General features: G+C 59.8%; 10 protein-coding genes. 4 read left to right on the forward strand and 6 right to left on the reverse strand.

Features of this window, described 5'->3' with window-relative positions; all coding sequences use genetic code 11:
* Nucleotides 1-92 precede the first annotated feature (92 nt).
* Complete coding sequence (locus C4S68_RS02695) at nucleotides 93-719, forward strand: DinB family protein (protein WP_103932141.1); 627 nt, start codon at nucleotides 93-95, stop codon at nucleotides 717-719.
* Between the two features lie 230 nt (nucleotides 720-949).
* Here C4S68_RS02695 and C4S68_RS02700 read toward each other — a convergent pair whose 3' ends face one another.
* The 3 genes from C4S68_RS02700 to C4S68_RS02710 form a co-directional block, all read right to left on the reverse strand.
* Entirely contained in the window at nucleotides 950-1,255 is a 306-nt protein-coding gene (locus C4S68_RS02700; RefSeq protein ID WP_103931460.1) for a MoaD/ThiS family protein, read from the reverse strand.
* Nucleotides 1,256-1,258: 3 nt separating this feature from the next.
* Entirely contained in the window at nucleotides 1,259-2,374 is a 1,116-nt protein-coding gene (locus tag C4S68_RS02705; protein ID WP_103931461.1) for a WD40/YVTN/BNR-like repeat-containing protein, read from the reverse strand.
* A 275-nt stretch (nucleotides 2,375-2,649) separates the two neighbouring features.
* Nucleotides 2,650-3,354, reverse strand: a complete 705-nt coding sequence (locus C4S68_RS02710) for a hypothetical protein (RefSeq protein ID WP_103931462.1) — start codon at nucleotides 3,352-3,354, stop codon at nucleotides 2,650-2,652.
* A gap of 282 nt (nucleotides 3,355-3,636) precedes the next feature.
* On the opposite strand from C4S68_RS02710, the gene C4S68_RS02715 reads away from it, so the two are divergent.
* Nucleotides 3,637-4,674 carry a LacI family DNA-binding transcriptional regulator gene (locus C4S68_RS02715; RefSeq protein WP_103931463.1) on the forward strand — a complete coding sequence of 346 codons (1,038 nt, stop codon included), beginning with the start codon at nucleotides 3,637-3,639 and terminating at the stop codon, nucleotides 4,672-4,674.
* A gap of 69 nt (nucleotides 4,675-4,743) precedes the next feature.
* Complete coding sequence (locus C4S68_RS02720; protein WP_103931464.1) at nucleotides 4,744-6,465, forward strand: glycoside hydrolase family 2 protein; 1,722 nt, start codon at nucleotides 4,744-4,746, stop codon at nucleotides 6,463-6,465.
* On the opposite strand, the gene C4S68_RS02725 is transcribed toward C4S68_RS02720, so the two are convergent.
* The 3 genes from C4S68_RS02725 to C4S68_RS02735 all read right to left on the reverse strand — a co-directional run bounded on the left by C4S68_RS02725 (nucleotide 6,462) and on the right by C4S68_RS02735 (nucleotide 10,731).
* Nucleotides 6,462-7,703, reverse strand: a complete 1,242-nt coding sequence (locus tag C4S68_RS02725; RefSeq protein WP_103931465.1) for an MFS transporter — start codon at nucleotides 7,701-7,703, stop codon at nucleotides 6,462-6,464. The genes C4S68_RS02720 and C4S68_RS02725 overlap by 4 nt on opposite strands.
* An 8-nt stretch (nucleotides 7,704-7,711) precedes the next feature.
* On the reverse strand, nucleotides 7,712-9,937 hold the full coding sequence (locus C4S68_RS02730) for an FAD-dependent oxidoreductase (protein WP_200821456.1): 2,226 nt from the start codon (nucleotides 9,935-9,937) through the stop codon (nucleotides 7,712-7,714).
* Between the two features lie 113 nt (nucleotides 9,938-10,050).
* Nucleotides 10,051-10,731 carry a GDSL-type esterase/lipase family protein gene (locus tag C4S68_RS02735; RefSeq protein WP_160114968.1) on the reverse strand — a complete coding sequence of 227 codons (681 nt, stop codon included), beginning with the start codon at nucleotides 10,729-10,731 and terminating at the stop codon, nucleotides 10,051-10,053.
* Between the two features lie 190 nt (nucleotides 10,732-10,921).
* Between C4S68_RS02735 and C4S68_RS02740 the strand changes: the two genes are divergently transcribed.
* A complete protein-coding gene (locus C4S68_RS02740) occupies nucleotides 10,922-14,455 on the forward strand; it encodes a TonB-dependent receptor (protein WP_160114969.1) in 3,534 nt (1,177 codons plus the stop codon).
* Nucleotides 14,456-14,566: the final 111 nt, after the last annotated feature.

The following is a 14,566-nucleotide window of genomic DNA, read 5'->3' on the forward strand; positions in this document are numbered from 1 at the left end:
CCATTTTACGGCCACAGGAGATTTCCTCCCTGCACGCAATCGCTCTGGTAGGCTGGATTCGCTTGAAGCCCTGCCAATTGAAGGAGAAGACGATGCGTAGTGTGAAGCTTGGTGGTTGTACGGCGCTTATGGGCGCGATGATGGCGATGACGGCAGCCGCACAGATGGGTGGCATGGACATGAAGGCGCCCGAGGTTGGTTCGCCGGTGAACCCCGCAGCGGCGATTCAGCGCGAGCTTGGTCTGCTGGAGCACGATATCGTGCCGCTGGCGAAGGCGATGCCGGCTGCGACTTATAACTTTGCGCCGAGCCAGGCGATCTTTGCGAGCTCGCAGAAGACGGAGTTTGCGACGGTGCGCACCTTTGGACAGCAGGTGGTTCACGTGGCCGAGGCGAACTTCTACTTCTACATGTCGGTGAGTGGCGAGAAGCCTGATGTGGACATGAAGGCGCTGCAGGCGATGGAGAAGAGCTCGGCGATCTCGAAGGAGGTTGCGGTGAAGGCGTTGGAAGACTCGTTCGCGTTCGCGCACAAGGCTATCGCGACGATTACGCCGGAGAATGCGTTCCTGGCGATCAAGCCAGTGGATGGGATGAATACGCGGGCGACGCTGGCGACCTTTGGCGCGGCGCATGGGTATGACCACTATGGTCAGATGGTGACGTACCTGCGGATGAATGGGCTGGTACCGCCTTCGAGCGCTCCGGTGAAGAAGTAAGGCCAGTGGCAAGTGAAAAGTGACAAGTGGGCCGGGGCGGTTGCTCCGGCCCCTTCTCTTTGTGGCGGGGTTAGCGCGTTGAGAGAGAGTGGTCGTCGCGCGAAACCCGATGAGGTCGGGGCTGGACCGGCTCCATCGGGGTCCTTCGACTTCGCAGGTCACAGCGTTGCTGTGACCTGCTCCGCTCAGGATGGCGGCCATTTTTTCGCTTAGGATGACGATTTCACGGCTCAGCCGCCGGCGATGGCTCCGAGGACGATGAGGGGTTCTTTGCCTTCGAGGATCGCGGTGGGAAGAGGATCGTCGTTACGGCCGAAGGACCAGTCTTCTCCGCAGACGAAGAAGCGGAGGAAGTCGCGGCGCTTGCGGGTGACGTGGTCGCGGATGGTGCCTTCGAGCATGGGGTAGCGGGCTTCGAGGGCGTCGAGCGTGCTCGTGATTGTCGCTGGCGCGGCGACGTCGATGCTGGCTTCGTAGCCGCTGATGGCGGCGAGGCGGCGGAGGTGAAGCGGGAGTTCTATGCGGATGTTGGGCATCCGTCAGCCCAGCGTTTGCACTTCAACCGAAAGGACGCCGGGAAGGTTTTCGGCGACGGACTGCCACGTCTCGCCGCCGTCGGGCGAGCAGTAGACCTGGCCGCCGGTGGTGCCGAAGTAGACGCCGCAGTCGTCGAGATGGTCGACGGCCATGGCGTCGCGGAGGACGTTGACGTAGCAGTTGGCTTGCGGCAGGCCGCGGGTCATGGGCTCCCACTCGTTGCCGCCGGACTTGGATCGGAAGACCTGCAGCTTGCCGTCGAGGGGGAAGTGCTCGGAGTCGGATTTGATGGGGACGACGAAGACCGTCTCGGGCTCGTGCGCGTGGGTGTCGATGACGAAGCCGAAGTCGGTCGGCAGGTTGCCGGAGACCTTCGTCCAGTTGTCGCCGGCGTCGTCCGAGCGCATGACGTGCCAGTGCTTCTGCATGAAGAGCGTGTCGGGCTTGGCGGGGTTCATCGCGATGTGGTGGACGCAGTGGCCGACGGGGGCCTCGGGGTTGGGCAGGAAAGCAGAGTGCAGGCCCTTGTTGATGGGCTTCCAGGTGGCTCCGGCGTCATCGCTGCGGAAGGCTCCGGCGGCGGAGATGGCGATCACGATGCGGTCGGGGTTGGCCTTGTCGAGGATCACGGTGTGGAGGCACATGCCGCCCGCGCCGGGCATCCATCCGGGAGCGGTGGCGTTGGTGCGCAGGCCGCTCAGCTCGGTCCAGCTCTGGCCGGCGTCGGTGGACTTGAAGAGCGCGGCGTCTTCGGCTCCGGCGAAGACGGTGTCGGCGTCGGTGAGCGAGGGCTCCAGGTGCCAGACGCGCTTGAACTCCCAGGGATGGGGCGTGCCGTCGTACCACTGGTGGGTGCCGGGGACACCATCGTAGAGGAGCTTGTTTGAGATGGGGTTCCAGGTGAGGCCGCCATCGTCTGACCGCTGCAGCACTTGGCCGAACCAGCCCGAGGTCTGCGAAGCGTAGATGCGGTCGGGGTTCACGGGCGAGCCCTTCAGGTGGTAGAGCTCCCAGCCGGGGAAGTGGGGCTGCGAGATGATCCAGTCCTTGCGCTTGCCGTCGGCGGTGAGGACGAAAGCGCCTTTTTTCGTGCCGACTAACAGGCGGACAGAGGACATGATGGGGCTCCCGGTTGAAGTCGGGAAAAGTGTAGCGAAGCCATGGTCAGGTGGAAAGGGAATTTTGCCGGTGGGGCTTGCTAGGCTGTATCGAAAAATTCGGCAAGCCACGGATCGATAGGAGCCCTGAAGGATGTGTCATCCCGAGCGAAGTCGAGGGATCTGCAGTTTGTCCTGGCACAGACTGCAGGTTTCTCCACTGCGCAGGACGATGAAACTGTCCTGCTCCGGTCGAAATGACACAGCTTTCGTAATTATGAATTTGTCGATACAGCCTAGCTGGGCTGCCGTTCCTGCTGCTCCTTCGGGTAGTAGCAGACGCTTTCGAGCGGGCACGCGCTGCAGCGGGGTTCCTTGTCGGTGCAGAGCTGCTGGCCGTGGAGCTTGAGCAGCAGATAGGCCTGCTGCAGCTCGGTGACGTCGCTGGGGATGGCGTCGGCGAGGTTGGACTGCGTCTCGCGATACATAGCCACGTAGTCGCGCATGGGGTACCCCCAACCAAGGCGGACGAGGACGCGGAGGCCGTTGGATTCGACCGGGAGGCCCTGCGCGACGCCGCAGAAGAGGAGGATCTTCTCCGCGCCTGTGCCGCGGATGTTGGGGAACTGTTGGAGCGCGGCGCGTGCGTCGTCGAAGGGCAGCGTGAGGATGGTGTCGAGGTTGCCGCCGAATTGGTCGAGGGTGATCTGCGCGATCTCATGCCAGCGGAAGATGCGGGTCTGCGGCTGCTTGCCGCCGAGGATGGCGAGGGGCATCAGCTCGTCATCGGTGGCCGCGGCGAGGCGTTGAGGATCGATGCGGTTGGGGGCGATCGCCAGCAGGCTCTTGAGCGCGAGGAAGGTCTCGAGGCGATTCTCTTCGGTGGTGAGGTAGCAGGCGTTCTCCCAGAGCACAAGTTCAAAGGGGCCACGGGCGGGTGGCAGAGGTTGCGGGCCGTGCAGGTCGGCGAGTTGCTTGAGCGTGGTGCTGAGTGGATCCATGGGTAACGAGGGCTCGGAAGATGCGTCAGGCTTGCGGGGGGAGGGAGCGAAAAGGTAGCTCGGTGTTGGATGGGGCGACAGCCCTCCTGATTTGAGCGTACTGCCTGGGGATGCGGGTGCCAAGGGATGTGTGGTGCGGCAGTGACGCGGATGCCCTTGAAGGAATGACACCAAGAAAGGCAGGAACGCAAGAGCAGCGAGCGCCGAGCGAATGGGAGAGGAGGACAAACTCCGCCATTCGCGGGCCCCGAGTGCTCCCAGGCTCCGTATGTAACATGGGATATGCGAAACTCCAGCGCCCCGCGGCTCACAGACATCGCCAAGCGTGCCGGCGTGTCCATCGCCGCCGTCTCTATCGCGTTGAACAAGTCTGAGTCGAACCGGGTGAGTGCGGAGCGGCGGCAGAAGATCCTGCGGATTGCAGAAGAGATGGGCTATGTGCCGAATGAGCTTGCCCGAGCATTAGCGGAGCGGCGCACACGTCTGCTGGGCCTTGTCGTTCCGTTGCGGGATCCCATCTTCTTCAACCAGTTCATTGCGCAGGCGCTCTCTGGAATTCAATCAACGCTGATGAAGCGGGGCTATAACCTGCTGGTGTTCTCTCCCTCAGGCAAGCCTGGGAGGGCGACGCGCGATCAGATCCTTGAAAGCCGTTTTATGGATGGGTTGGTGTTCATCAACACGCGTTCCTGCACGGCAGGGGATGTCAAACGCACCATCGAAGAGCTGGATCGCGCTCAGATCAAGTTTGCGATGATCAACTCCTACTACGGGCGTGCGCCGATCAACTATGTCGGGGTGGATGATGCAGCGATCGGCAGTGCGGCCGTGGACTATCTCACGGAGCGGGGCCACAAGCGCATCGCGTTCCTGAGTGGGTCCGCGACGTTGCCGGCGCACCAGCAGCTGGTGAAGGGGATGCGCCGGAGCCTTGAAAAGCGCGGACTTGAGCTGAAACCGGAGCTGATCGGTTGTACGGGGTACGAGGTCGAACGCGCCTTCCAGATTCTGGATGACTGGTTCAGAACCAAGCGTGACCGTCCCACGGCAATCCTCACGGCTGATGACCAATTGTTGCTGAATCTGTATGACTATGCGGAACAGCGCGGGCTGAAGATGCCTGGGGATATCGCAGTGCTCAATCGTGGGAACTCGACGCCCGAGCATCATCTTCGACCCAGGCCGACGACTCTCGTAACCCCGACGCTCCGAATGGGGGAGTTGGCTGCGGAGCTTCTGATCGATTCGATCGAGAAGCCCGGCACCCCGCCGCAAAGGGTGCTTCTGCCCTTTGAGCTGGTGCAGGGAGCGACCACTTGAGTTGACAAGAGCCTGGCTCGAAGATTAAACGGTTAACCGAAATTGATCGTTAGCCAGGAGCCGGTCTGAATGATCCTGAGTCGCGTTGCGTGCTTCGTCTTCTTTTGTGCCGGTGTTGTGCCGCGTCCTGCATTGGCTGCAACGAAGGTTGACCTCGATGGACCGGGGTGGACTTTCCGTACCACTCTCGGCGCCACTCCGGAGCCGGTGTCGGTACCCCATTGCTGGCTGGTGCATCCTGGTTATGAGAAGTACCTCGGCCATGCTTTCTATGAGCGTGACTTCGAGGTGCCCGCGGTCCAGCCGGGACAGGTTGTGCGTCTGCACTTCGATGCGGTCTACGATGTGGCCCGGGTGTGGCTGAACGGAAGGCGCCTGGGCACCCATGACGGTGGCTACACGGCATTCGAGTTCGACATCACGAAGCAGCTGAGGCCGGGGAAAAACGACTTGCTGGTGGATGTCGACAACACACCGACCTTTACGTCGATTCCTGCGCTGGCGACCGGATCTCCTTCCGCGGACCGGACGAGTGTGGGCGCGGAAGCGCGGGCAACGATCGTGGGTTGGCTGCCCTACGGTGGGATCGTGAGGCCGGTCACGATATTGATCAGCGGGCCGGTCTATCTGCGTGGATTGAAGATTGAAGCGAAGCCGGATCTGAAGTCGGGCGATGCTGTCGTTTCCGTGCGCGCGACCCTGCACAACGGTAGCGACACGTCGCGGACGGCACAAGCCGCCGGAACGGTTGCAGAGATGCCGGCGCGCTTTCCAACAGTTCATGTAGCGGCGCACGCAGACGCGGAGGTGACCTGGACGACCGTCCTCCATGGCGCGCATCTATGGAGTGTTCGGGACCCTTTCCTGTATCACGCTGAGGTTCGGGTGCCAGAAGATGCGATACAGAGCCGGTTTGGTGTCCGCGAGGTGCGTGTACAGGGGACACAACTGTTGCTGAACGGAAGGCCCGTTCATCTCTACGGGGCGAACCGTGTGAGCGAAGATCCGGAGGACGGGCTACTGGAGAGCGATGCGATCGTGCAACGCGATATGAGCGACATGCTGGCGGACAACATGCGGATGATGCGCATCGCCCACTATCCGCAGGCGCAGTCGCTGCTTGACTTTGCCGATGAGCATGGAATGCTGATCATCCCGGAAGCGGGCAACTGGAACATGAGCGCATGGCAGATGGCGGATCCTGGAATCCGGTCATTGTGGAAGCAGCAGATGACCGAGATGATGCAGCAGGACTGGAACCATCCTTCGGTCATAGCCTGGAGCGTAGGGAACGAGTATGAGTCGTACACTCGCGAGGGCATCGCGTGGACACACGACATGCGCGACTTTACGCTGGGACTCGATAAGACCAGGCTCATCACGTTTGCTTCTCGCTATACGGGCGATCCTGCTGTGAAGACGGGCCCGGATGAAGCCAGTCAGTATTCCGATTTCGTCTCCATCAACGTGTACGGGAACTACGCGATGAGGTTCGATCGCGCGCACGAACTCTACCCGGATAAGCCGATCTTCGTCACGGAGTTTGGACGTATGGGAGAGCCCGGAGTGCATGACCCGCTGCGCATCGCGGACATCACAGAAGCGGTCGATGCGATGAAGGCGAGGCCATACATGATCGGAGGTTCGCTATGGACCTGGGCAGATTACCGCTCCTTCTTCCGCGGCACGCCGGAGGATGGCATCCGCAAGTGGGGCGTCGTCACCTTTGAGCGCCAGCATCGTGATAGCTGGAAGGTGGTGCAGAAGCTCTTCGATACGCCGTTACCTTAGGCCGGGACTTCTGAAGCAAGCGGTCCGTCAATCCGCGTGTTGGGCTGTTCGTAGGCGTTCCACAGCAGCGCAAGTGCGATCGGATGCATGCAGGACATCAGCCAGAAGGCGGGGGCATATCCGCCATGCGTCACAAAGTAGCCAATCAGCTCGCTGGAGAGCATACCGCCGAAGGCGCTGCCGGCTGCCACCAATCCGAAGGCTTTGCCAACGGTATCAGGGGGGAAGACCCTGAGCAGCGCGGCGGAGAGATTGACCAGCCAACCCATATGGGCGCAGGCGATGATGGATCCCACCAGCACGGTGCCCCCGATAGAAGGCGAGAAGTAAGCGAGGGGGCTGATGATGACACATGCCGCGGACATCATCATCGAGGCTCGATACGCCCTGCCGGGAAGAAGGCCGCGCCGGATCAAATAGCCGGATAGCAGGCCGCCACCGATGGTGCCCAGGCCACCACCGAGATAGACGATCCAGCCATAGTGGGAGATCCCGGTGGAGTCGAGGCGCCTGGCTGTCAGGAGGAACTTGGGAAACCAGAAGAGATAGAAGTACCAGACCGGGTCGGTCATGCCGCGCGCGATCATGAACTTCCAAAGCGCAGGCTGCGAGAGCAATGCCAGAAGACTGGCACCAGCTGTCGGTTGTCGTTGTTGCCGCGTCGTAGAGGGGAACCGCGGCCGATAGATCAGCCACCATAGTGGGAGCCAGAGAAGACCGGCGATGCCATCGACGAGGAAGATGCTACGCCACGGGTAGTGCGTGGTGATGAGCATGATGGTCGGAACAGCGATGACCGCCCCGCAGGTCGCACCCAGGGTATATAGCCCAACGGCCAGGCTCTGCCGACGCGTTTCGATGGTTTCGACGACCGCCTTGGGCGCCGCGACCCAGAGGCCGGGCTCTCCCAAACCCAGCAGGAATCGCGCGATGCCCAGCGTAAACATGGAATGCACGAAGGCCGTGCAAGACTCCGCGAGCGACCACACGCCTACGAAGAGCGTCATGCTGGCGCGGACGCCCAGACGGTCCACGATGAAACCAGAGAGTGCATAAGCGAAGGCGGATGCCATCAGGAACAAGCTGATGATGTGTCCGTACTGTCGATCCGTAAGATGTAGGGCGGCCTGCATACGTGGCGCTACCACGGAGAGACTCTGCCGATCGAAGTAATTGAGCAGTGCCACGACGAACATGAGCACGACGATGATCCATGGGCGGATGCTTCGTTTTGTCATGTGCGGACTCAGCGACAAGATACCTCAAAGATAGCTGGTGGAGCTTCGCCGCGGGCGAGTACTTCGATCGTGATCGCCTTGGTTTCAATCGGTGTTGGCAACTTCAGCGAGAACCGCGTCTGATGGTTCTCCATGATGTGCGCCAGCACGTCCCCTTCGGCTGTGGTGATGCGGAGGGATCTGATGCATCCTGGCATGATGCGTTCGGGATGGCCCAGCAGAACCGATTCCATGGGATGGTCATAGTCCGTATCGAAGGTGAGGGTGATCCGACGGAGAGATTGCGGCTCATTCCACTGTAGTCGCAACCATGGATGCTCATCGGTGTATGCGGGAGCCCATGCGTTTGTACCGCACCATGGCCTTGAGAAGCCGTTAACAACCATCTCCGGTTCATAGGCCGGAATCGGAGGATGAAACGTTGCGGCGAGGAGCCTTGCGCCGGGCCTGCGAGCTGGGAGCCAGAACGCGAAGGTGTCGACCCCTGAACCGGGAGGGGGAGTTTGAACAGGCGACTTCGCAACAGCTGCATTCATTCTTTGGCTGACCATGAGGACACCGGGAGACTGTGCGCGGCTCAACAGCATAGCGCCATGAGCGAACGGAGCGACGATGAGGAAGACGTGCATGGGGAACTCCAGCACGCTGTCGAACTGTGCGCGAACCGCGACGCAGGCACCGGACTCCACGCGAATCTCGACTGCCTCGAGGAACTCGTCCGGGGTTGTGTTTCCTCTGCGGGACGATGTCCATAACTCGACACGCACCGTCGTTGGCAGATCAATCCGTGCATAGAGGGTGGTCGCAGGAAGCTTTCCTGCCTGTGCGGGAAGGAGAAGTGCGACCGGGATGTCAGGTTCACTGACCTCTTCGCTGGAAGGGAAGTGGTCGAGCTGGAGTGAGCTGCTGGCCGTGATCGTCGCCATCCTGGCAAGGTTCGCCGAATCTGTAGCTCGGACGCCGGGTATGTGCTGACCAGCCGCCAGCAGGCGCTGCTGGAGGGTGTTCATCCTGGAGGGCTGCAAGAGATCGCGTGGCAGCAGCCTGGATTCTGTGCAGAGCGCAGCGGCCATGCCGACTGACTGAGCTCCATGGCCGCAGGTTGCCATCACGCGCGTTGATCCGAAAGCAATATGGCTCGCACTGATGATGCGACCGGCGAGGAATAGGTTCGCCACATTACGGCTATACATCGCACGATAGGGGATCTGGTAGACACCCTTGGCATGCCATTGCGTGCACCCCGGCTCAGCGCTGAATATGCCGTCTGATGGATGCAGGTCGATGGCCCATCCGCCATAGGCTACGGCATCCTGAAACGATGTTTGACTGACGATATCGTTCTGGGTGATCACGACATCGCCGAGGAAGCGACGGCTCTCGCGTTTGCCCGGAATGCTGCCCATCCATTCGAGGGTGAGGTTCTCAGCTTCCGGGAAGTCGCCGGAGTTCTTGATGTAGTTCCATACGCCATAGGCGATGGCCCAGAGTTCCCACTTGATCTCTTCCGTGGCCGTGACGGTATCGAGGTTGCCACCGTATTCCAGCCACCAGAGCCGGCATCCTGTATCCGATACGCGGAAGTCGCGGTATCGAGGGATCCTGGTGATGTCGTTCAGCGCAAAGGCCGGAGGTACATAGGTAACCGGCCGGCCAGCGTCCTTGCTATAGAAATAGATGGAATGTCCGAGGAGCTTGTGTTCCGGCTGGTTGGGCGCCAGAGGCTCATCAAATTCCGAACGAGCTTCGCATCCCATAAGGAACTCGGCGCCAGCGAGGAAGCCGAGGATACCGTCGCCAGACGCGTCGACAAACAGCGGCGACTCGAGATGGTACGTTGTCTGGTTCTGGCTGTTGAACGCGCGCACTGCGGCGATCGTTTGCCGATCCTTCATCCGCAGCTCATGGACGGATGTATTGAGCAGGAGGGTAATGCGCTCCTCGATACGCACCTTCTCGAGCACAACCGAATCGAAGATGACGGGATTGCCTTCAGGATTGCGCCACATATTTTCAACGAGAATCTCGTCGATGACGCCGCCCTCGCGAGCCCAGCGATTATTGTTGCCCATGTGCGATGTTGCCCCAAGGACCCAAAGGCGCACCTCGCTGGAGGAGTTTCCTCCGAGCACAGGACGGTCCTGCACGAGTACAACAGACAGACCCTCACGCGCGGCCGTGATGGCGCAGCAGACACCTGCGAGTCCGCCTCCAACGACCACGAGGTTAGCCATCGTCACGATTTCGTTGCACTCTCTCACGCTGCGCAAATCCCTCATCTGATCCCGCCAATCATTTACGAGACGAAGCGAGCTTATAAGTTAAGCGATAAACCTGTCCAGTTGCTTCAGCGGTATTTCCGCAGGGCCTGCTCGATGACCGGCGCGAGGAGAGCGTAGCCAGCACTGTTCGGGTGTACGCCATCGATCGTCAGACTTGCCCGCATGCGGCCGTCGCCGTCCGCAAGTGGCCGGTTGATTGGCAGGAGACCCCAATGCCTTTCGTGGCACATCTCAGCCAGGAGCGAATTGAGCTCTGATATCCGCTCAACCGTGCGCAAGCCAGTGAGGGGGCGCATGCAATCGCAGACCGGCGTCATTTCGGCGACAAAGACGCGGATATGGTGAGACTCCGCAAGTTCGCCCATGGATCGCAGGTTGTCACGAATCTCTTCGGGAGAGAATCCGAGCCGCATATCATTCCCGGCGCCTTCGAGCACAACCGCAGAGGGATGTAGTAGCAGCACGTCCTGGCGCTCGCGTAGCAGGAGTTGCGCTGTGGTTTGCCCGCCAATACCGCGATTGATCCAGCCAGCATGCGTGAACCAGGCGCCGGCGCGAACTCCCCAATATTCCATAATCGAGTCACCGAGAAACACGACCTTAACTGTTCTGCGCGCACTGATGAGCTCGGCATCGGCCTGGCGATATCGTCCCATGGCTGCGAAATCAGCAGTGCGCGAGTTTGGAGCTGCGATTTCGGTCTGCGCGGCGGCGCTCCAGCAACACGAGAGGAGGGAAAGCGTCATGCCATATTGCACGATGCGGGGACACCCCTGGTTACGGAAAAATCCATTATTTCCAGGATTAAGCGTTTGACAACACCGTGGAGATGTCCTTAGGATTCTCGGCGTTCCTGAGTTGTCCATGATCCGGGCTCCAGCCTGCGAAGATGAGTTAAGCGTTTTACAAAGGTACACTTCAAGGAGATTCAGCACAATGTCCAACGCAATCCTCCATCGCCTTCGGCAGGTTTGCCGCGTAGCCGTGATCTGCCTGGCGGCGGCAAGCGTCCTCTCGCTCCCGGTGAAGGCGCAGCAGGACGTTGGTACGATCTCTGGAACGATTACGGATCCAGCGGGCAGCCTTGTTCCGGGCGCCAAGGTGCATGTCGCTAATGTCAGCACGGGTATATCGCAAGACGTGAGCAGCAATGCGGAAGGGTTCTTTGCGACACAACCCATTGCTCCCGGGCGCTATACCCTGACGATCACCATGGCCGGTTTCTCGACCATCAACGTTCAGGACGTGGTGGTGGACGCCGCCGCGCATGTTTCTTCGAACGTCCAGCTTCGAGTGGGAAGTGTTGAGACCAGCGTCAAGGTGGAATCGACTCCGCCGGCCCTGGATACTGTCGACGCGCAGGTGGGCAACACCGTGGACACAAGGGCTGCGGAGGACCTGCCGGTGAATGGTCGAAGCGTGCTGGCTCTCGCAACCATCAGCCCTGGGGTTGAATCGGCGGTGGGCGCTACGAGTGAAGGCTTCACGAATCGGGGCACGCAGACATCTGCGATCCGCATCTCGGGCGGTGTTCCTGGTGGAAATAACGATCTGCTGGATGGCGTGACCAATCTCCAGAACTACCTGGGAGAGATTGCGATCAACCTGAAGTCTGACTCGGTGCAGGAGTTTCGCATCATGACCGGCATCATCCCAGCACAATTCGGCTACACCTCGGGTGGCGTGATCAACGTCATCACACGTTCGGGCTCAAACCAGTTGCATGGTTCCCTGTACGAGTTTTTCCGCAATGATGCTTTGGATGCGGCACAAGCGATTCCGCGCCCAGCGTTTGGAAAGCCCGAGCTCCGATTCAATAACTATGGTGGTACCCTTGGCGGCCCGATCAAGCATGACCGAGCATTTTTCTTCGGGAACTATGAGGAGTATAGGTTTGTGAACGGGAGTCCTCAGTACTACACGGTGCCGACCGACCAGGAACGGACGGGCAACTATAGCGATCTCGGAAGGGAGGTTGCGGTGGGTGGTTCGATTGTTTGCTACACGTACCCGAACCTGAATCCCGCAACCGGCGCGAACGACCTTCAACTCTATAACCCGAGCACCGGGACGACGACCGTCAACCGTACGGCGTACTCGAACAACCAGCTGACAAACATGGATCCTGTGGCGCTGGCTGCCCAGAATGCGTTTTATCCGCACCCGAACAATACGGTGGGATCGTACGATGCGTGTACTCATGCGAACAACTACTATGCGGACCCGAAGCTGGTATCGAACGAGCGCACCGCGTTAGGCCGAGTCGATTACCAGCTGACGGCGAAGGATAATGTGGTGGCGCGCTACGCGTACTACCAGAACTATACGAACAATGGGAATCTCGGACTGAGTCCGCTGTTTTATCGGAACGATACGCTGACCAATCAGAATGCGATGCTCTCGGCGACGCATACATTCTCATCTTCGTTGGTGAATGACGCACGAGTCGCTGTGCTGCGCTCGGACTTCCCATTTGTGGCTGCGACCGCAAATCAGAACTATGCTGGCAAGCTGGGCCTGCCCAACGACACGCCATACGTTGCGCCCATCTTTAACAGCAGTGTGGTCACCTTGAATGGGACGGTCGGCTTCCGTGCCTCAACGACGATCGAACTCCTTGACGATGTGACGAAGGTTCTAGGCAACCACACATTGCATGCGGGCTTCGACGGACGGTTTTCAGAGGGGTACAACAATCAGTCCGGGAATGCGTCGGGCTATTTCAGCTTCAGCACAGCCCAGACGGCAGCGGGGAACAACACCACCGTCACCTCCGGTACAGGTAATCAGTACGCGAGCTTTCTGGTGGGTGCAGTGCAGAGTGCGTACATCCAGCTGGCCTCAGGCACGGCGTATCGGAAATGGCAATACGCGGGATATCTGCAGGACGACTGGCATGTGAATCAACGCCTGACGCTGAACCTCGGACTGCGCTATGACTTTCAGCAGCAACCGTACGAGAAACACAATGGCATCGATGATTTTGATATTACTCGGACGAACGCTGTTACCGGTCTTGCTGGGGCAGTGCGGTATGCGGGGCTGAATGGTGAAGGCAGGAACTTTGTCGCGGAAAATGCGAACGACTGGGGACCTCGGGTAGGCTTCGCGCTCGTCCTCACGGGAGATAACAAGACGGTGGCCCGGGGCGGTTATGGCATCTACTATCCGACAACGGCGCAGGCATCCTACGATCAGGCGGCAGGCAACCCCAACGGATTTGGCAACATCACGACGAACTACAACTCTGCGACGGCCAACGGGCCAGCCTTTCAGTTGTCGTCGGGCGTGCCCTACGCTCCTTCTCTTCCACTAGGAGCTGCGGCAGGACAGACGGCGTTTCTGGGGCAGACGGGTTACTACATCCTCCCCCATGCAAAGGATCCACAATCGCAGGTGTACACGTTGACGGTATCGAGAGAGCTGCCGTTTGCCACTGTGCTTGATGTCACGTATCTCGGCAATAAAGGGGCGCACTTCAATCTTGGATCGCAGAACTTCGATGTGTTGAATCCCAGCAATTTTGGCCTAGGGACAGCGTACCTCAACACGAGCGTTGCTAATCCGTATGCGGGAATGGTGCCCGGATCGCTCGGAGCAGCAACGATTACACGAGCCAACCTGTTGAAGCCCTATCCGTATATGTCATCGGTGCAGTACAGCAATCCGCGCACCGCGCACTATGACGCGAACTATCTCTATGTATCGGCGCAACGCCGTGCCGAGCACGGATTGCAGATCATGGGCTCGTATACCTATGGCAAGGTGATGAGTCTTCCGATCTATACGGATATCGCAACGACCACCGGCATCACACAGACTGGCGGCTCGGTGCAGAACATCCTGAACCCGGACGGCGACTACAGTGTGGACGCCATCGATGTGACGCATCGCGGCGTCGTATCGGCGCTGTACGACCTGCCCTTCGGGACAAATCAACGATTCCTCAACCACGGCAATGGGTTGGTGAGCCGGGTCGTGGGCGGTTACCAGGTGAACATGATCATGACCGCCGAGACCGGCCGGCCACTCGCGTTCACCGGGGCTTCCAACCAGGGAATCGCGACTCGTCCGAACTTCAATCCGGGGGTTCCGGTTGCGGTGGCGGGGCCGAACAAGAATAGATGGTTCAATCCTCTCGCGTTCATCGATCCTCCGGACTATAGCTTCGGCAATGTGCCGCGGTACTACTCCAAAGTTCGAGGACCAGGCGCATTGAACTTTGATCTCTCCGTATTCAAGACGACTCAGATCACGCAACGGACGTCGCTGGAACTTCGTCTGGAGGCTTACAACGCCTTCAACAAGACGAACCTGGGGCCGCCGAATACAAGCTTCACTGCGGGCCCTGCTGCCAACCCCGCGAATCCATATGCCGAGGGAGGCACGAATACGAACTCGAACTTCGGCAAGATTCTGACCTCGTCTGCGCCACGAAATGTCCAGCTTGGCGCCAAGCTGCGCTTCTAACGTTCCTTGCGGGGAGAGGTGATCGTGCGACGTTTCTTATTGATTGGTGCGGCTGTGGCTGCGTCTTGCGTGAATGGGAGTGCACTTGCGGAACAGCCTATTGTCCTATCC

The organism is Bryocella elongata, assembly GCF_900108185.1.
GTDB lineage: Bacteria > Acidobacteriota > Terriglobia > Terriglobales > Acidobacteriaceae > Granulicella > Granulicella elongata.